Raw genomic sequence first — 18,677 nt, forward strand, 5'->3', positions numbered from 1 at the left:
AAACTGGAGGAATATATATGGCAAAACTTAAGAAGAACCCTTCAAAGGCTGGAATTAGTGCAGCTAGTGTAACTGGAAATGCAGGTCCGCATAATCACGGTGTTGAAAAAGGACGCCAAAGTAATAATCAACAATATAAGAAGCATAATATGGGCGAAAAATAACGCTATATTTTTGGGCAGAGAACGTGGCATAATGATTAATGGCTGCTTTTTCTGCCCAATTTATTTGTACATATGGAAAACAAAAGAGGGAACGATGATGAAACGAACAATAGTTATGATTGTAATGATTGCCACACTATTTACAGGGATGATTTTCTTCTCTTATGCACAAAGGCAACAATCTGTAAGAGCTGATCAACCTAATATTACTGGGCAATACGGAGTTACAATCGATGCAGACACAGGTGAAATTTTGTATGGGAAACGTGAAGACGAACGCTCTTATCCGGCTAGTATAGCCAAAATGATGACAACCCTTCTTTTACTAGAGAATGTAAAAGAAGATGAAGAAATTACAGTTACAGAAAACGCAATTAAAACAGAAAGTCAAAGCAAGAAAATTAAACTTCGTGCTGGAGAAAAATTAAAGCGTGATGAGGCATTAAAACTTATGCTTATCATTAGTGCAGATCCAATAGCTGAATCAATTGCAGAACATATCGCAGGATCAAAAAATGAATTTGTGAAAATGATGAATGCTAGAGCGAAGGAACTCGGTACAAAGCATGCGACTTTCAAGAACGCAAGTGGTGCTGATGCACTTGGAAATAAAGTATCGCCATATGACATTGCTATTATTACGAAAGAAGCATTAAAGTATCCAGTTGTTTTAGAATATATGAATTCAACACGTACAACTCTACATACTTCAGAACGCTCTCCAAACATCGCAAACTACGGACGAGAAGAACTATATAACGATCCATATGCGATTGGAAGTAAAAGCGGTCTATCGGCACTTGGCAAATATACAGTCGTAACAGTGGATGAAAAAGACGGTAAACGCGTCATTAACGTCGTATTATCTTCTACTCGCGCGCAACTATATCCTGATACGAAGAAAATGGCACATTATGCATTTCAGCAATTAAAATAACCAAGGAGTATTTTCTCCTTGGTTATTTTTTAACCATACCTTTTAATACGAACGCAACGTTTGCTGGACGCTCTGCTAGACGGCGCATGAAATATCCATACCAGTCGTTTCCATAAGGTACGTAAACACGCATTTTGTAACCCTCTTTTACTAGCTCAAGTTGACGCTCATTACGAATACCATATAACATTTGGAATTCAAATTGATCCCTTGGAATATTATGTTCTTCAGCAAGTTTTTTTGTATATTCAATAATCGCTTCGTCATGTGAAGCAATTGCAGTATAATTTCCATTTAATAAGTGCATTTTAATAATCTTTTTATAATTGTCATCTACATCTTTCTTGTCCGGGAACGCCACTTCTTCAGGTTCTTTATAAGCTCCTTTTACAAGACGTAAATTAGGTTTATAAGCATTTAAGTCCTCAATATCTTTTTCTGTACGATATAGGTAAGCTTGAATAACAGTACCAATATTATCGTACTCAGATTTTAACTGTTTAAAGATATCAATTGTCTTTCCGCAGCGTGTATAATCTTCCATATCAATTGTAACGAACACACCATTTTCTTTTGCAGCTTCTAAAATACGGCGCATATTGTTCATTACGATTTCATCAGAGATATCTAATCCCATAGAAGTCATCTTTAAAGAAAGCTGCGAATCAAGACCTTCTCTTCCAATTGCACGGATCGCTTCAATCGATTGGTTAGCCATTTCATTTGCTTCCGCTTCATTATCAACGAATTCACCTAAATAATCGATTGTTACACAAAGACCTTGCTTATTTAATGCCTGAATGGCAGCTGTCGCTAATTCAATCGTCTCCCCTGCGACGAAGCGACCTGCACCAAAGCGTAAACCGTACTTTTTAGCCAGTTTTGTTAGCGCTTTATTTTTAGATAAGAAAAGAAACGAATTTCGCATTAATTGTTCCATGTAATTCACCCCTATGACTGTAATTTATCTGTTTTTTACCCCTCTTCAAAATTATATCATTGTTTAAAATTATTGGATACAAATAATTATTTAGATAATTTATAAAATACTATAAAAACATTTAAAAACCTATATTCTCGCATGTAAATATGAAGGGAATATTTTTCGACATTTAGAAAAAACGGGTTTACTAGGGCAAAAATAGGCATACCGAAAATATTCGACAGGCCTATAAAACCCCTTAATATTCCATGTAAATTATATAAGGATATTAATAAGAAAAACTTAAAGTAGCATCACCTAAGTTTATCCCGCTATTTGCCGGGCAGTAAGACCCCCACTGATTAAAGTTTCACTTTATTTACTTCTCATTTCGCTTCTCTTCATTCAGCCTTTTAATATCCGTAATTAACTGCACCATCTCTTCTTTCGCATCTGGATAAGTTTCATTCCAATGCTTCACTAAAGCTGGCATCGTCTTCGCTATGTAAGAATAAAGTGCCCACTTCTTTACCTGTTCTTTTCGCTCTTCATTACTCTCGCCAAGTAACAGCTCAGTGTATTTCTCTAGTAAACCGTCAAACTGCTCGTTAAACTTTTCACTCATCTTATTTACCTCCTATATGAAAAAAGCAGCGAAGATCGCTGCTTTTTCTTATAATTTTGATCGAACAGAGTTTAATTTTTTCTCCATTGTGCTTACTTTATCACGACGATCATCAATACGAATCGTTGTTGCAACACGCTGTGCACCTTTCGTATATGGAACTTCATGCATTTGTTGAATTACTTCTAGAATGACAGGAAGATCTCCTTCAATAATTGTATTCATCGGTGTTAATTGATACTTCACGCGATCTGCATTTTTCTCTAGCACCTTTTGTACTTCTGCTACATATTCACTAACACTTGGATTACCTGTTCCTACTGGAATAATCGATACATCAACAATTGCCATAGTAGTCTTCCTCCTATAATCGTTTCTTATATATCCATTGTCTATTTTACCGAAATCCTCATCATTTTACTAATATGTTACTCTTCCACTTTAAACTGCTCGACTAATCTTTCTAAATCTCTCATATGTTCTGTCAAACTTTCCATCGTGTGAGCTACCTTTTCTAAATGATTCACCTGTGATTCCGTTGCAGCATGTACCTCTTCAGAAACAGCTGCACTTTCTTGACTCGTACCAGCAATTGTATGCATTACCGCTGTAATTTCCCCTTGCTCATAACCTATGTTATGTACCTCTTCTACAATTTTTTCAACTGAAGTACTAATCGTATTTACAACTGACATAATTGTACGGAACTCCATTTCCGCCTCTGTCGTCACTTTATTTTGCACATCTGCAATGTCTTTCAATTTACTTACAACTTCTACAACCCTTTTTACTTCTAATTGTACATCACCAATCATCATTGTGATTTCTCCGGTTGCCTCTTTTGATTGTTCCGCTAATTTCCGAACCTCTTCAGCAACAACCGCAAATCCCTTACCTTGCTCACCTGCACGGGCAGCTTCAATCGATGCATTTAAAGCAAGTAAATTTGTTTGATCCGAAATACCTTTTATAAGCTCAACAACATTTTGAATCGATCCAACTCTTTGTTCTAACTTATCCGATGCTTCTTCTGTATGAACAACAATCGAAGATGATTGTCCCCTCGTACGGATTAAATTCCTCATTGTATTTAATCCTTGCTTAGATGCCTCTTCCGCTTTGCCAGCCACTCCTTTTATTTCACCAACGGAGCTATTCATTTGTTCCACTGACTCTGCCATATTCTCGAGCTGAGCTGAAACTTCATCCACACTATTCGCAAGAGTAGAAGCTCCTCCGCTCACATCATCCATCGCTCCTGAAACTTCTCTACTAGCCGCTACTGTTTCGTTCGTTAAATAATGTAAACTATTCGTTGATTGTTGCACCGTTGATACGCTGTTTTTAATTTTACTTACCATTTCATTCATTTGTTCAACCATATCATTAAAGTGCTTAGTCAACTCTCCAACTTCATCTTTACTTGTCACTTTCATTCGCAGCGTTAAATCGCCTTCTGCTACTTTTTGCACGTGATTCTTTAATAGTTGCAGTGGTCTTGCTAATCTTCTTGAGAACAAGTAGGAAGCTACGATTCCAACTAATAAACTAATACATGCCATTATAATAACTGTATTTCTCGTACTATTTAATAGCCCATCGATCGTTTCTTTCGGATAAAAGATTCCTATCGTCCATTTCATCGTATCAAATGATTGACTATAAACAACTACATCTTCACCTTTTATTGTAGTGACCGCATATTTTGTTACCTCTTTATTTAAGCTCTTTATAAGTGGCTCTTTAGAAACATCTTTCCCTATCTTTTCTGGATAAACAAGAGCCATATTTTTATCATTTATAATAAACATTTCTCCGTCATTATTGTATTGAATATTGTGAAGCAACTTCTGAATCGTCCCAAGCGATACATCCATCGCAACAACGCCTAATACAGACCCATCTTGAGCTGTAATTGCTTTAGAAACACCTACACTTAACTTTCCTGTTGCAATTTCATAAGAAGGTTGTCCCCAATGGACCTTTTTTACATCAGCCTCTGAATCTTTATACCATGGTCTTGTCGTTGGATCATATCCTTCTGGCACTTGCCCACCTTCAGCAAGATTGGCACTTAATGTTTTTTTATCTTTCGTACCAATATATAAATCTAAAATACCAGGATGATTCTTTTTATACTCCGCAAACTCTTTCGTTAAAAACGCTTCCTCTTCTGGAGTAACCCCACCTTGAAGTATATTACGAATCATCTCACTGTTCGCGTAATACCCCATATCTTCATCCGTTCTTTGAACAAATGTCGTAAGTTGCTCTGTCACAAGATCCATCGCATTTTGAGAATACTCGTCTAAGGAACGCACTTCCTTTTCTTTCTGTAATTGATACACAGCTGTACCCAATATTACGAACATCATAGAAATAAGAACTGAAAACACTACCGCAATTTTTAAACGTAAACTTCTTAACATCTTCCCCCCAGCATCCCCTTCGCATTAAATTAAAAACTTATTAATCATTATATTAAGTATAATAGATAAAATTAAAAAATTGAAATTAATTCTCACCTTAATACAATTAGAAAAAGGAATACCACTTGTGCAAAAACAAATAGTTCATTATCCTTAAAATATAATCTCATTCGTTCGGAGGGAACTATGTTACAAAAATTCGGTTTCTCACAATATGAAAGCCAAGCTTATGAAGTTGTCGTATCAAGCAATGAACCATTAGATGCTACAACAATTGTGAAGCATTCAGGTGTTCCAAAAGCAAAAATATATGAAGTACTAGCACGCCTAATCGATAAAGGAATGGTAATGGATTCTGTTTCAGAAAAGAAAAAATTGTATACAGCATTACCACTAAAGCTAGCAATTGAAAAATTAACGACAGAATTTCAATCAAATATTAAAGAACTGGAAACAAATATATCAAAAAAATCATTTACAGATGACCGTGTTTGGAGCTTAAAGATGCAATCTTCTATTCGAGTTCAAAGTAAAGAACTCATTGAAAGTGCAAAAGAATCAATCCGTATTTCAGCTTGGAATGATACTCTTTTAGAATATCTTCCTTTACTAGAACAAAAAGCAAAACAAGGTGTTCAAATTGAATCCCTTATTGTTGGAGAAGTAGAAACAGACTTAGAAAACATGCATTTTCTAATCCCAGCTGAAGAGCCTAATGCATTAGAGCGCTACTTGCTACTCATCGTTGACGATCGTGAAATTTTATTTGCTGGCGTAGAACAAGAGTCATGGCAAGCGATGAAAACAATGTCACAACCTTTCGTAAAGTTCTTTACAGAATTTTTCTATCACGACGTTGCACTTGCAAAGATTACTCAAAAACACCACGATCTCTTTATGGAAGATGAGGAAATTAAGAGTTTGTTGATGAAGTTGAGGTACTAATTAAATAATAAAAAGGAGTCTAGTTTTTCAACTAGACTCCTTTTTATTCTGTTCCTTTATATCCATCAACAGCTCAATAATTTTCTCATTTTGCTCTACCTGTTTCTCTGAATTTTTATAGATGAAACGAACCCATCTAAGTGCAAGAATAATAAGAAACAAAGGGAGCATTGAAATTAGAAGACCAATAATTGAAAAATTCGTATACATATACCTCACCTCGCTATACACCCTTTTCTCCATCTCTCTACTAAAACCTGCAATTTTTTACAAATAAAAAAGAACCTATCAAACGATAGATTCTTTTTTTGCAAGCTGAGTAGAGCGTCCTCTCGTAATCGAGAAAATCGCGCAAAGCAGTGCTAATATAATAAAGCCACCGCCTACCCAAGCGTTATATATAACAGATGATTTTTCAATAACAACTCCGCCTACTGTTGAACCGAGTGCAATTCCTAAATGAAGCGCAGAGTTATTTAAACCTTGCTGGATACCAGCTGATTCCGGTGCAATTTCAATTAAATAATTTTGCTGTGCTGGTGAAATCGCCCAGCTCAGCATACTCCAAAGTCCCATCATAATGATGAAGAGCGGGAATGAGAATGTCATTAATGGCAACATGAAGATTGCACATGCAAATACGATAATAATCGAGATAATACTTTTCTTCGATCCCCATTTATCAGCAAGCCAGCCACCAAAGCCGCCACCAATTACTGCTGCGATTCCGAAAATGAAGTAAAACACACTAATCCAATTTGCTTCAACATGCATGACATCTTTTAAAAACGGTGTTAAATATGCATACAATGTTAAATGCCCCGTTAAAAACAAAAATGATGTTAACTGTGCACTTACAATTTTTTTATCTTTTAAAGTAGCAAGTTGTTCTTTTATTGATAATACCGATGTCGGTGGTACTTTCGTTAAGAACAATGAAATACAAGCAATTGCCATAACTGTTAATATCGAAATTAATACAAATGGCGCACGCCATCCGTATGCATTTCCGAGTACAAGACCAAGCGGTACTCCAAGTACAAGTGATCCACTAATTCCCATAAAAATGATTCCAATTGCACGCGCACGAAAATGCGGTTCTACTACACTAGAAGCAAGTGTTACCGATAGTGCAATAATTAATGAACCACTCGCCGCACAAATAACCCTTGAGAACATTAGCATTCCGTAATTCACACTAAATGCCGAAATAATATTTCCGATTAAGAAAATCGATAATGCTCCAACATACAATTTTTTTCTTTCAAACTTCCCTGTCAAAGCTAATAAAACTGGACCTGACAAAGCAAATACTACTGAAAATATTGTTATAAGCTGACCAGCTGCGCTAATAGATACTCCTAAGTCGTTGGCAACTAAGTCAAGCGTTCCTCCTATAATTAGCTCAACCGTTCCGACTACGAAAGCCGCGATAGCTAAAATATAAACACGAAAATTCAAGTCTTTCCCCACGCTTTCTATTTTGGTTACTACGACTATAGTAACCAAAATAGAAAGTGGACGCAAGTACAATTTTTTTACAGTAAAAAAGGTAGGCGTATTATACGCCTACCCTTCCATCATTCTGTTTCTTTCTTTTTATTCAAGTACCAATACACCGGAAGTCCCGTAAAGACAATTCCAATTGATAAGAAACAACTTACTGGATCGTTAATAATCGCACTACCGATTACAAAGAACGAACCTAAAATCGCAACGATTGGTACGATTGGGAATAACGGTACACTATATGCACGCTCTTTATTCTTATTACGTTTCCTTAAAATGAAGACACCAATAAACGTCATTACATAGAAAATATAAATAATGAATACGGAAATCTCAGATAGCTTATTTGGATCACTAATAATCATTAAAATAATTCCTAAAATGATTTCAACAGTAATCGCATTTGCTGGTGTTTTAAATCTCGGACTTTCCTTTGCAATAAATTTAGCAAATGGAAGTTGTCCACGTTCTGCCATAGACATTGGAATACGTGGGAACGTTAAAATCTTTCCATTTAAACAACCGAAAATAGAAACGATAATACCGATACTAATAATTTTCCCACCATATTCTCCAAGTAACATACCAGCAGCTGTCGCTGTTGCATTTTCTCCAAGGTCTACAATTTTCGCTGCTGGTAATACATTTAATAACGCCAAGTTAATCAATACGTAAGCAGCTGTTACGATTAAAATCCCCACTGTCATTGCTTTCGGTAATAACTTTGTTGGATTCTTCATTTCTCCACCAATCGAAGCAAGTAAAATCCAACCGTCATAAGCAAATAACGTTGCTAAAATTGCCATACCGATACTTTGATTTTCCGATATTGGCACAACTACGTTAAAAATATCGCTATTCCCTTTCCAGAAACCTAGCACAACAATTAACACAATCGGAATCATCTTCCCAATTGTCGTGATTGTTTGAACGATACCTCCGTATTTTGTTCCCATACTATTTACAACGCCAAGGAAAACAACCGTTCCAATTGCGATTGGTAAATTCCATACTTTATCTAAATAGAAAAAATTAATCATTAAAGAACTAAAGTATAAACCTAATGTTCCGATAATAGCAGGTCCATAAACAATTGTTTGCATCCAACCTGATAAATATCCCCAAAAACTTCCGTAAATCTCCTCTAAATACGTATACAACCCACCATTTTTCGGGATTTGCGCTCCAATTTCAGCTACTGTTAAACCACTTGCTAGCGTCAACAGACCACCAATTACCCAAGCAAGAATGGCCATATTAGAACTCCCCGAGTAATCTAATACGCTCCCTGGTTTCATAAACACACCAGATCCAATAATCGTTCCTACTACGATAGAAAGTGCTACCGTTAAACCAATTTTGTTCTTCTCATCATGATGCATGCTGCGTATCCTCCTTCCAATCCTAGTGTGATGCAAAAATGAAATAAAAAAACACTCCTCCCTAAAAAGGGACGAGTGTTGTATTCGTGGTTCCACCCTTGTTTCAATTCGTAAAGTAACACACTTCACCAATTTCTCAAGTCTAAATAACGGTTTTTGCCGGCAAGCAATTACTAGATGTTCGTTCACTGCTGCAGTTCAGAGGTGGTAATCTATTTTTCCGTATTAGGAAGCTCACAGCCAAAGGCTTCCCTCTCTGGGAATCGTAAAAAATTAATCGTGTCCTCATCATCACTTCTTGATGTCGAATTTTGTAGTTATTGTTCATTATATTGAATTGTTAGAAAAAATCAATATATTTTTTTATATAACATAGGAAATATTTCTCTTCTTATATTATAACAAAAGATACAAAACTTCTCTATTTCTCTAAAAATGGTACAATCCATTTAGGAGGTGTACCAATAATGATTGCTTTCTTTTGTATCATCGCTACGTTTCTTTCTGTTCTATTCGCTATCATGCATCGGCACAAGTATCCTGGTTATAGCGTTTTAGCGGTAGCTATTATACCCACTCTTTCCTTCTACGTATTGGGTAAATATCAATATACGGAAGTGTTTATCGGTTTTGCAATCTTCTACTGCGTCTTTGGATACATACTAACAATGAAAAAAATTTTATTGAATCATTAAAAGGGACCGATTTCTGCTGACAGAAATCGGTCCTCGCACGTACCTTCCGGTTGCCCACACGAAAGATACGACTTCACTCAATTATTTCTCATCTTTTTTCATAAAAAATTTGTGATGTGGAAGATTCACATTCAACGCCTCTAATTGTTTCTTTTCATTCTCTAAAATCGCTTTCGCTTTTTCTTTCGTTGCCTCATCTAATCCCGCAAAGATGTCTTCATGCTTCTCTTTCTCTGGAAGTTTTACATCTAGTTTTATTAATGCTTCTTTTGCTTGTTCATGCGTTAATTTCCCCGACTTTTCTTGTTCAAAAATTGACTTCACTTTTTCTTTCGTTGCTTCATCTAAGTCAGCAAGGATGTCTTTATGCTTACCCTTCTCTGGCATTTTCACGCCTAACTTTGTTAATTCCTCTTGTGCTTGTTCACGTGTTAATTTACCGGACTTTTCTTGCTCTAAAATCGACTTCGCTTTCTCTTTCGCCTGTTCATCTAAGTTAGCAAACATGTCTCCATGTTTACCTTTCTCCGGCATTTTCACGCCTAGCTTTGTTAATTCCTCTTTTGCTTGCTCATGCGTTAATTTTCCAAACTTCTTTTGCTCTAAAATCGACTTCGCTTTTGCTTTCGCCTGATCATCTAATCCTGCAAACATGTCTTTACGCTTCTCTTTCTCCGGAAGCTTTACACCTAGTTCCTCTAACTGTTTCTTTGTATCGTCCATAATTGTTTTTACTTTTTGTTTTGTAGCGTCATCCAAATCCTTTTTCGCCGTTTTTGTAGACTGTTCAGCTGCTGGAGTATTCGTTGCCGCGAATGCCGGAATACCGACTCCTCCAATGATTCCGAATGATAAAGCACCTGCAATCGCTAAATACCCAACTGTTTTCTTCTTCATAGGAAATTTCCTCCTTCATATTTCTAAAGCATGTACACTTTCGTATACAATGCCAATAGTAATGTTGGTTTCTTAAAATTTCCTTAACGATGCAAATAAAAAACACCGCTCGTAATGAGCGGTGTTTCTCTATGCTTTTTGTAATTGTAACTCTTCACGTTCCATTATTTTTCTTAATACAATTGTTTGTGTCATTGTAAATAAGTTACCTGTTATCCAGTACAATACAAGTCCTGATGGCGCCGCAAACCCCATAAATAGAATCATTGCCGGCATCATAATTTGCTGCATCTTTAGCATCTGTACTTGTTCTCCAGGTGTAATATTAGATTGGAAAACTTTCATCTGAATAAATGTCGTTAACGCTGCAATAATCGGTAATATATGATATGGATCTGCATGTCCTAAGTTCACCCATAAAAACGAAGATGTGCGAATCTCTTCCGTTCTACTAATCGCATAATACAAAGCAGAGAAAATCGGCATTTGTATAAAAATTGGCCAGCAACCAGCAAGTGGATTCCAACCGCCTGATTTCATTAGTTCTGACATTTCTTTTTGATACTGCTTTTGTTTTTCAAGATCTTTGCCTACATCACCGTACTTTTTCTTTAACTTCTGCAATTCAGGTTGCATTTTCTTCATTTTCGCTTGGCTGCGATATTGCGAAACAGCTAATGGAATCATTGCTGAACGAATAACGAGCGTCATAATAATGATGGCAATCCCAAAGCTAGCTCCAGGTATATGATGAGCGACAAATTGAATCATAAACGAGATTGGATATACAAAATAATGATCCCAAATCCCAGTACTATGTGCATCAATTGGGGCCGCATTACTGCAACCAGATAAAACAAAAACAAGTAATAATGATAAACTAACGAGCACAGCTCGGTATGATTTTAACATGTTCATTCCTCCAATGTTTCGTAATTATTTAGCGAAACATTGGTGTATACGGACCGACCTCGTCATTCTCTTCACTTGATTCTTGTCTGCGTACAGAACGAATCATCCCATATTTATAAAAAATAGAAAATAGCGGTACATTTCCCGCACTATCTTCACATGTATCAACTAACGTAAAAGCTCTTTGTCTACCGCTTGATGCTTGTTGACGCACAAAGCGAGAAACATTAGCAAGGAAGAAAACTTCTAATAAACAAAGTGCCGTCGTTACAAACGATATATATAAAATTGCATCCTGCAATAAAAATTCCATCGCTTCACATCCTTAATAAGGTCATTTTAGCACATTAGGCAAACATTCTCTATTTCCTTTTATTTTCAAAAAAAGTATTTTGCATATTTTCTCAAGAAAACAATAATTAAGAAACGTTGTATTCGCTTTCTTTAGTATATTCACGCACATCAATGAATAGGCTTGATTTATTAGAAATTTATAAAATTTTTGCATTATAATAAAACTATTGCCAGTTTTTGAAAAAACCTTTATTCTCTTCTTGTAATCAAAAATGAATATGGAGATGAAACATACTATGGGTCAACTAGGAGACGCCGATTACGTTCCCGACACCGCCTTTTTATCCTTCCCAGCAGCTAAAACATTTCATTTAGAATTTATGATTCAGTTGGTTGTTATTTTTATAGCTTCTATTTTGTATGCAATTTCTATGAATATGTTTTTTATCCCGCATAATATGATTAGCGGTGGATTCGCTGGTGTAGGGATGATTATCGGTTATTTAATGCACTACAATATCGGTGCACTTATCTTTTTACTAAACATTCCTCTTCTTATTTTAAGTCACTTTTACTTAGGCAAGAAGACAACCTTTTTAACAGCGTACTTTGTAGCTGTGTCATCTTTAGCGATGAACATTATCCCGGTACACCAAGTTTCAGACGATATTTTACTTTCTTCTGTATTCGGTGGTGTTATCTGCGGAGCAGCTTCAGGAATTATATTCCGATTTGCTTCTTCAACAGGTGGTTTTGATGTTGTTGGATTGATTGTAGCGAAATATCGAGATGTTTCAATTGGAGCAATCATATTTGTATTCAACTTAATCTTACTTGTCGCAGCAGGTTTTATTTTCGGATGGGATATTACACTTTATACGTTAATTAGTCGATTTGTAGTCAGCAAAGTTATCGATGCTGTGCATACGAAACATATTAAATTAACGATAATGACTATTACAGAAAAAGGCGAGGAAATAAAAAGCGCACTACTACATCACGGCATACGCGGGGTGACAATGGTAGACGCTGTCGGCGGCTATACAAACCATAAGAAAAAAATGATTTACACTGTCGTGACTCGCTATGAGTTAGGCGAAATGAAACGTATTATCCGTCAAGTGGATAACAAAGCATTTATGAACATTACTGAAACAGTTGAAATTGTCGGCCGTTTCAAACGTATATAAAAAAGGTTAATACATTAAAGGGCATAACATATTAGTCATATATACTATGTTACGCCCTTTGTTATTCAACTAACGCACCCTTTAGCATAATAAAATCACGAAGTTTATTACTACAAATCGGAGGATAGCATTCCATATACAAAACTATCTGTCCATTCATTTTTATTCCAAAAATCTTGTATGAAATGGGCTTCCTTTCTCATGCCTATTCGTTCACACAATTTTTTTGAAGCTGTATTACGTGCATCAAGATTAGCTTGTATACGATGTACATTACATTCATTAAATAATTTAAATACCAAACTACTTACTGCTTCTGTTGCCAAACCTCTTCCAGCTACTTCATTTGAAAAACTATAACCAATCTCAACAGTGTCCTTCATATTTGTGTACCATACGGATAAATCACCAACTACTTTAGTCTTGTATATAACTGCCAAACTTAATATTGATTCTTCAGTAAGTACATTGTTTGCTAGCTTCTTATTAAATCTTTTCTGCATGTCTTCATGAGTCCACTTATTATGTAATAGGAACTTACATGTATCATCATTATTATAAATAGCAAATACATCCTGTAAATCAGTACTCTTAAAAGGTCTAATTATTAATCTTTCTGTTGTGATCTCCAAGTTAGCTCCCCTCCCTTACATTCATGTTACAAAACATTTTTTATTGTATTTAAGCCTCCTTCTTAGATCTCACCTTGATTACATATTTCATCATAATAAATTAAAATCCTTCTTCCACTAAACTGCATTGTTAATGGTATTTCCTTGCGCTTTTTATTTTTTACACTTATTACAAAATCAGATAATTCTATTATTATGTCCCTAAATGTGTTATAATGAAATCAGACTCACAAAAAAAGAGTATATAGACTTGGAAGTTTCTCTTATTTTACAAGCAAAAAGAAACGAGCAGTCGGGTATATTTCAGACACCATACACGTAACGGTTTAAACAACCGATCATCTTAGTTACTCTTCAATGATCTTTTTATAAAAAGATACGTACAATTAAAACTCACTTCAATATACTATACCTACCTTTTTGACTTCCAAATCATCTTATTACATAGGGAGATGAAAATATGAATCAATATATACGATATACAATAGCTGTCCTGTTTGCTATTATCGGCGGTACGATTTGTTTCTGGACAAACACACAGCTTGGAGAGAATATCATTTTTAATGGAATCGAAACACTTGTAAGCGCTTCAATTTTAGGCGGATACATTTACTTCCTCTTCAATCCAGAAGAAAATGCTCAGAAAACAATGTTATTAACAATGATTGGAATCGTTGGTGGATGTATTTCCTACTCAATGACAAACTATACATTACCACTTCAATTAAGCTCAGCTTTCTTCCACGGTCTATGGACTTGGTTCATTGCATTCTGCTTAGCAGACGTATTCAACCTATTACAAGACAATGAAGAAGATAGCGGTCGCCAAATTGAAAGTAACTCTTAAGCTGGAAGGAATTCTTCCAGCTTTTTTATGTTGGTTTGCATACACCGGCACTACAATAAAAAGAAGCTACCCAACGGCAACTTCTTTTCCACATACCCCACTTCGTATTCACTAAAATATATCAACGATTTTTCAAATATATCGATCGTTTCTCCACTTATATCAACGATTTTTTCATTATATCGACGATTCGGCACAAGATATCGATTTAACGACAACCTTAGACATCCAAAATGCACAACATACCCTATCCCCCAAGCAACTTACTGCCGAACTCTACGATTAAAAAGATAATTAATAGGATCGCGAGTATCTTTAATGCTACATATGCCACTTTAAAAACAACATAAATGAGCAAGACTATCAAAATAATTGATAAAATTTCCATATTTACTTCCTCCAAGCTGTGCTCTTCTTATCTTATTTTACTCGCCCTAGGCTGTTTATGGAACGGCATAAGATGACATATAAAAAAGAGGATACCTCACCCATCGTAAGATACCCTCTCTTTCAGCTGCTCCAACCATTCTCTTTCTAATTGTAAATATCCCATCTCACTCTTCTCGGCACTCTTTAATTCTTTATCAGCTTTCTTCATATAAATACGGGACGCTTCCATATTGCCCTCTAAATATTTAATAATTCCTTGTGTACGGTAATATCCGTTTAGGTCCATTTTTGTAATGGCCTTTGCATGTTCCTTTGCTTCTTGCAAAGAAAGACTGTCCATCTGATAAAGGGCTTTATATAAAAGGTACCAACTATGAAAACTACTAACGAAAAACTTATTTTCTTTCGTTACAGGTAGTTGAACAATTTGTTTTATATACGGTATCGCTCTTTCCATTCCCTCTTGATCCGCACGAGCAAAAAAGACGAGCATAAGTCTACTCATTATCTCTCTTATGCCTTTATTCTCTTTTATTTTTTCCTCACTAAGTTCTACTAATCTTTCATCCCAATCTTTCGGTCTTTTATAACTAAATAACTCACTCGATATTTGAATCTCATATAAATGATTTCTAGCTCTTTCATCATCTTTAATTAAAATAAGAAATTGCATCCCATCACTCATAAGTGTTCCTTTTATCGGCACAATTGTAACTGCAAAGATTGCAAAATGGAAAAAGGAAAAATATAAAAGATATTGATAATAACTTACCATGTATATGTAACCGGAAGTAATACCAAATAGTAAACTCGTAATCGGTCCACCTAAAGTGAGCCAAGCCCATTTTTTCGAAAGGTTAGGTGTCTCTATAGAAGGTGGTACTAGTGTTGCAACGCCTCCAAAGTACGCCCATAATTTATTTTCTCGAATGCGTAATTTTCCTTTTTCTTTTTGAATAGTAATGGGTCCTACTGTCATAAATTTAAATGTCAAACCAACTATTACACCAAATACTACATGTCCTAACTCATGAATGGCTAACACTAACAATGCAATTCCAACTATTGCCCATAGATTCAAAATTACTTCTAATTTCCCAGTTCGGATTACTCCGTATAAAATGGACAGAATTAGCGCCACTGTCATTGAGCCAGCTGGCCTTCTTAAAATATCCACCTTTTTCTCCCCTTAATAAATCATTTTTCTCTGCATTTCGTACATGAACTTCCCGAGATGCAATATCCAAATAAATGAGATTAAACCAATTAACACAAAATCGATATCACTAGCAGCTGTATATATAACGGCAGCCCACCATACATATGCCAATATTGTATTCGTAAATTCATACGCTTTATATCCAGCCTCATGCACAATGTGCTTTAATCCTTCATCTGCGTTTTTCGTCCACATTTTCATAGATTCCATATACGTTACACCTTGTTCAGGATATAGCTTATTATAACGATTTTTTGTTATGAGCCCGATAATCACTACAGTAGTTAAACAAACAATAGAAGCTACTAAATTCCACACCGCAAATGAAACATTAGTATCCTGCAACAGTGCACGTCTACATGTAATAACTGCATATACAAACCATGCCTGCGTCACTATATCACCTACACGTAAATATATACTTATAATGCCTAATTTTCTGCCTTGTACGCTCTCTTCTTCATCGCGTGCCTCCGCTAACATACGCGTATTCTTCCAAGTGTAGTACATCATTAAGATTCCAAAAATAGTACATATACCTATAAATGTATTGGATGATAATTTTCTCGGTTCATCCGAGAGTAAATTTAAAGCTATATAAGACGTTAAAAAGCCACCCATCATACTTAATGCTATTTTCCCCACAGAATCAAATTGTTTTTTTCGTTTACTCTTCATCATCCTCTTCCCCCTCCACTAACGTGAATATTTCCTCCACCGATACATTGAAAATTTGTGCGATTTTTAACGACAATACAATAGATGGTGCATAATCCCCACGCTCAATTAAACTAATCGTTTGCCGTGATGATCCAATCGCTTTCCCTAAATCCCCTTGTGATAAACGATGCTTTGCTCGCAATTCCCTCACTCGATTTTGAAGCTTCATGTCTTCCCTCTTTTTCATTTATTTAATTAAAATTGTAAATAATATCCTTATTTTTGTCAATTATAATTGTCATTTTGACGTTAATAATTGACAAAAATAAAGATGTATTATGATGGAAATAACCTATATAATGAATGTGAAATATTAAACAAAGGAAGTGACATATGAATAAAATATCTACTTTTTCCTATATTCTTACTAAGCTTACAGCGACTTTCTTGTTATTATCACTTATTAGCACGCTTCTCTTAACAACTAGTCAACAAACATTATATAGTTTCTTAGCTGGATTACGAGAACTACTATTTGTTCCCTTCGTTCCTATTCTTGCTGCATATGCAATTGTTTGTTCTATTTGTATCGATAAATTGAAATTAAAAACACATACAAGACTGAAGACAATATTACTTTATATTTTTTGCGGCTATTTATTTTTTCTTCCCTTCCTAATGTTTAAAGAAGCTAGTCTAATACAGTTCTTGTTACTCGGATCAATTGGAGCAGTATGTTCTCTTTCTTTCTTTTTATGTACAGTCATAGCAACAAAATTTAAGTGGGTACAATATTTCGTACCAAGCATTATGTTTATTATATTTATCACAATCAACTTAATAGATTTAGAAAGGTTTGGAACATCAAAAGAACAATGGGTCGAAACAAAAACAGATAACTCTTTCGAAGCATCTTTTCAACATTTTAGTGGTGAACATAAAGTCCCAATTGAACTAAAACGAGGTGACATATTAGAATTTACCATTGAATCACGAGCTGAAAATTCGAATGGCTATATGGGAGACGTAAAAATGGCTAGTGAATTTCAAGAGGAAGAAAATTACTTAGCTCCAGCTGGCCCTAATACATATCATTTCGCGGCAATTAAGACAGGAACTTATTACATTATAGTTAGCGGAAATCAGCTAAAAGGAAAGTTAAAAATAGATTGGAATATAAAGTAAAACTTTAATCAGCCCTCACCAATCGGGCTTTTACGGGCAGCAGGGCCCCCACCTAACTTCTTTGCCTCCGCTGAATTTTGAGGCGGGGGTCTTACTGCCCGGCAAATAGCGGGATAAAATAAAAAAGGCAGTGCTTTTGCACTGCCTTCCTAAATTCTGACATAGAATGGATTTCATATTAGCTTGCGTTTTGTAGTAATACTCGTTTTAACTGCTTACGGAAACGAATACTTAACGTAACCGCTACAATCACAATCACTCCAAAAATGATTTTACCGATATGACCTTCTAACACTCCAAAGATATCATGTAAGTTTCCACCTAACCAGTAACCACCGATTAAGAAGAATGATACCCAAAATAGAGCGCCTGAATAAATTGTAATGGCAAAACGACGGAATGGTAAATTAATAATTCCTGCAAAGTATCCTGTGAAATGACGTACACCAGGAATAAAGAAACCAATAAAAATCAGGAAGTACCCATACTTATCAAACCACATTCTCGTTAAATCAATTTTTCTTTGTGTTAAAAATACGTATTTTCCATACTTTTGAATGAAAGGCATACCTAATTTATTTCCTAAAAAGTATTGAATCGTCATTCCTACACTTGTCCCAATAAAGGATAGAATGATTAAAATCGGTAAACTTAAATCACCCTTCTGCGCTAAAAATCCCGCATATGCTAATGTCGGCTCTCCCGGAAACGGAAGTGCAATATATTCTAACAGCAAGCCAACAAGTACAACATAGTACCCGTATTGCTGAAATAATTCATGAATCCATTCCATGTCATCTCTCCTTTCAATCACGTACAACTTCTTACTATTATTGTATAAAA

23 protein-coding genes and 1 other annotated feature are annotated in these 18,677 nt (G+C 35.4%); of the genes, 6 read left to right on the forward strand and 17 right to left on the reverse strand.

From position 1 onward, the window contains the following. Positions 1–17 precede the first annotated feature (17 nt). Both MHI26_RS25780 and MHI26_RS25785 read left to right on the forward strand, forming a co-directional pair. A complete protein-coding gene (locus MHI26_RS25780; RefSeq protein ID WP_002034611.1) occupies positions 18–164 on the forward strand; it encodes a YuzL family protein in 147 nt (48 codons plus the stop codon). Between the two features lie 97 nt (positions 165–261). Next, entirely contained in the window at positions 262–1,101 is an 840-nt protein-coding gene (locus tag MHI26_RS25785; protein ID WP_000831484.1) for a D-alanyl-D-alanine carboxypeptidase family protein, read from the forward strand. A 22-nt stretch (positions 1,102–1,123) separates the two neighbouring features. Here the strand turns inward: MHI26_RS25785 and MHI26_RS25790 are convergent, their stop codons facing one another. From MHI26_RS25790 to MHI26_RS25805, 4 genes are all read right to left on the reverse strand, one after another. Further along, positions 1,124–2,041, reverse strand: a complete 918-nt coding sequence (locus MHI26_RS25790) for a proline dehydrogenase family protein (protein ID WP_061666025.1) — start codon at positions 2,039–2,041, stop codon at positions 1,124–1,126. A 361-nt stretch (positions 2,042–2,402) separates the two neighbouring features. Further along, positions 2,403–2,648, reverse strand: a complete 246-nt coding sequence (locus MHI26_RS25795; protein WP_001290588.1) for a YusU family protein — start codon at positions 2,646–2,648, stop codon at positions 2,403–2,405. A gap of 48 nt (positions 2,649–2,696) precedes the next feature. Continuing rightward, entirely contained in the window at positions 2,697–2,999 is a 303-nt protein-coding gene (locus MHI26_RS25800) for an MTH1187 family thiamine-binding protein (RefSeq protein ID WP_001018860.1), read from the reverse strand. Positions 3,000–3,076: 77 nt separating this feature from the next. After that, a complete protein-coding gene (locus tag MHI26_RS25805; RefSeq protein ID WP_061666026.1) occupies positions 3,077–5,077 on the reverse strand; it encodes a methyl-accepting chemotaxis protein in 2,001 nt (666 codons plus the stop codon). A gap of 186 nt (positions 5,078–5,263) precedes the next feature. On the opposite strand from MHI26_RS25805, the gene MHI26_RS25810 reads away from it, so the two are divergent. Next, positions 5,264–6,022: a TrmB family transcriptional regulator gene (locus MHI26_RS25810; RefSeq protein ID WP_000939479.1), complete on the forward strand. Its 759-nt coding sequence runs from the start codon at positions 5,264–5,266 to the stop codon at positions 6,020–6,022. A gap of 27 nt (positions 6,023–6,049) precedes the next feature. Here the strand turns inward: MHI26_RS25810 and MHI26_RS25815 are convergent, their stop codons facing one another. From MHI26_RS25815 to MHI26_RS25840, 6 genes are all read right to left on the reverse strand, one after another. Next, positions 6,050–6,232, reverse strand: coding sequence for a hypothetical protein (locus MHI26_RS25815; protein WP_000288472.1), 183 nt, complete (start codon positions 6,230–6,232; stop codon positions 6,050–6,052). 78 nt (positions 6,233–6,310) lie between these two features. Then, entirely contained in the window at positions 6,311–7,495 is a 1,185-nt protein-coding gene (locus MHI26_RS25820) for an MFS transporter (protein WP_003308114.1), read from the reverse strand. 107 nt (positions 7,496–7,602) lie between these two features. Then, the gene (locus MHI26_RS25825; protein WP_000546310.1) at positions 7,603–8,913 is read right to left on the reverse strand and encodes an APC family permease; all 1,311 of its coding nucleotides are present in this window, start codon (positions 8,911–8,913) and stop codon (positions 7,603–7,605) included. Positions 8,914–8,977: 64 nt separating this feature from the next. After that, positions 8,978–9,214, reverse strand: a binding site (T-box leader). Positions 9,215–9,689: 475 nt separating this feature from the next. Further along, the gene (locus MHI26_RS25830; protein WP_061666028.1) at positions 9,690–10,505 is read right to left on the reverse strand and encodes a hypothetical protein; all 816 of its coding nucleotides are present in this window, start codon (positions 10,503–10,505) and stop codon (positions 9,690–9,692) included. 129 nt (positions 10,506–10,634) lie between these two features. Next, positions 10,635–11,417, reverse strand: coding sequence for a membrane protein insertase YidC (gene yidC / locus MHI26_RS25835; RefSeq protein WP_000920529.1), 783 nt, complete (start codon positions 11,415–11,417; stop codon positions 10,635–10,637). A gap of 28 nt (positions 11,418–11,445) precedes the next feature. Then, positions 11,446–11,730: a hypothetical protein gene (locus MHI26_RS25840; protein ID WP_000394934.1), complete on the reverse strand. Its 285-nt coding sequence runs from the start codon at positions 11,728–11,730 to the stop codon at positions 11,446–11,448. Between the two features lie 277 nt (positions 11,731–12,007). On the opposite strand from MHI26_RS25840, the gene MHI26_RS25845 reads away from it, so the two are divergent. Next, positions 12,008–12,901 (forward strand): YitT family protein, encoded by an 894-nt coding sequence (locus MHI26_RS25845; protein ID WP_000530044.1) that lies wholly within the window; start codon positions 12,008–12,010, stop codon positions 12,899–12,901. A gap of 110 nt (positions 12,902–13,011) precedes the next feature. Here MHI26_RS25845 and MHI26_RS25850 read toward each other — a convergent pair whose 3' ends face one another. Beyond that, positions 13,012–13,533: a GNAT family N-acetyltransferase gene (locus tag MHI26_RS25850; protein WP_000406910.1), complete on the reverse strand. Its 522-nt coding sequence runs from the start codon at positions 13,531–13,533 to the stop codon at positions 13,012–13,014. 460 nt (positions 13,534–13,993) lie between these two features. Between MHI26_RS25850 and MHI26_RS25855 the strand changes: the two genes are divergently transcribed. Further along, positions 13,994–14,380, forward strand: a complete 387-nt coding sequence (locus MHI26_RS25855; RefSeq protein WP_001077773.1) for a DUF3938 domain-containing protein — start codon at positions 13,994–13,996, stop codon at positions 14,378–14,380. Positions 14,381–14,430: 50 nt separating this feature from the next. Here MHI26_RS25855 and MHI26_RS25860 read toward each other — a convergent pair whose 3' ends face one another. The 5 genes from MHI26_RS25860 to MHI26_RS25880 form a co-directional block, all read right to left on the reverse strand. Beyond that, positions 14,431–14,619 carry a hypothetical protein gene (locus tag MHI26_RS25860; protein ID WP_340994554.1) on the reverse strand — a complete coding sequence of 63 codons (189 nt, stop codon included), beginning with the start codon at positions 14,617–14,619 and terminating at the stop codon, positions 14,431–14,433. 8 nt (positions 14,620–14,627) lie between these two features. Beyond that, positions 14,628–14,768 carry a DUF3985 family protein gene (locus tag MHI26_RS25865; RefSeq protein WP_000404758.1) on the reverse strand — a complete coding sequence of 47 codons (141 nt, stop codon included), beginning with the start codon at positions 14,766–14,768 and terminating at the stop codon, positions 14,628–14,630. 96 nt (positions 14,769–14,864) lie between these two features. Continuing rightward, positions 14,865–15,917 carry a site-2 protease family protein gene (locus MHI26_RS25870; RefSeq protein WP_061666031.1) on the reverse strand — a complete coding sequence of 351 codons (1,053 nt, stop codon included), beginning with the start codon at positions 15,915–15,917 and terminating at the stop codon, positions 14,865–14,867. A gap of 42 nt (positions 15,918–15,959) precedes the next feature. Then, entirely contained in the window at positions 15,960–16,667 is a 708-nt protein-coding gene (locus MHI26_RS25875; protein ID WP_000837717.1) for a DUF3169 family protein, read from the reverse strand. Next, entirely contained in the window at positions 16,657–16,878 is a 222-nt protein-coding gene (locus MHI26_RS25880; protein ID WP_000776170.1) for a helix-turn-helix transcriptional regulator, read from the reverse strand. The genes MHI26_RS25875 and MHI26_RS25880 overlap by 11 nt, the downstream gene beginning before the upstream one ends. A gap of 164 nt (positions 16,879–17,042) precedes the next feature. On the opposite strand from MHI26_RS25880, the gene MHI26_RS25885 reads away from it, so the two are divergent. Continuing rightward, positions 17,043–17,834, forward strand: a complete 792-nt coding sequence (locus MHI26_RS25885) for a hypothetical protein (RefSeq protein WP_061666029.1) — start codon at positions 17,043–17,045, stop codon at positions 17,832–17,834. A gap of 178 nt (positions 17,835–18,012) precedes the next feature. Here MHI26_RS25885 and MHI26_RS25890 read toward each other — a convergent pair whose 3' ends face one another. Continuing rightward, a complete protein-coding gene (locus MHI26_RS25890) occupies positions 18,013–18,627 on the reverse strand; it encodes a DedA family protein (protein WP_061666126.1) in 615 nt (204 codons plus the stop codon). Positions 18,628–18,677 lie beyond the last annotated feature (50 nt).

The sequence above is a fragment of the Bacillus sp. FSL K6-1218 genome (assembly GCF_038006445.1).
GTDB classification, from domain to species: Bacteria; Bacillota; Bacilli; order Bacillales; family Bacillaceae_G; genus Bacillus_A; species Bacillus_A thuringiensis_S.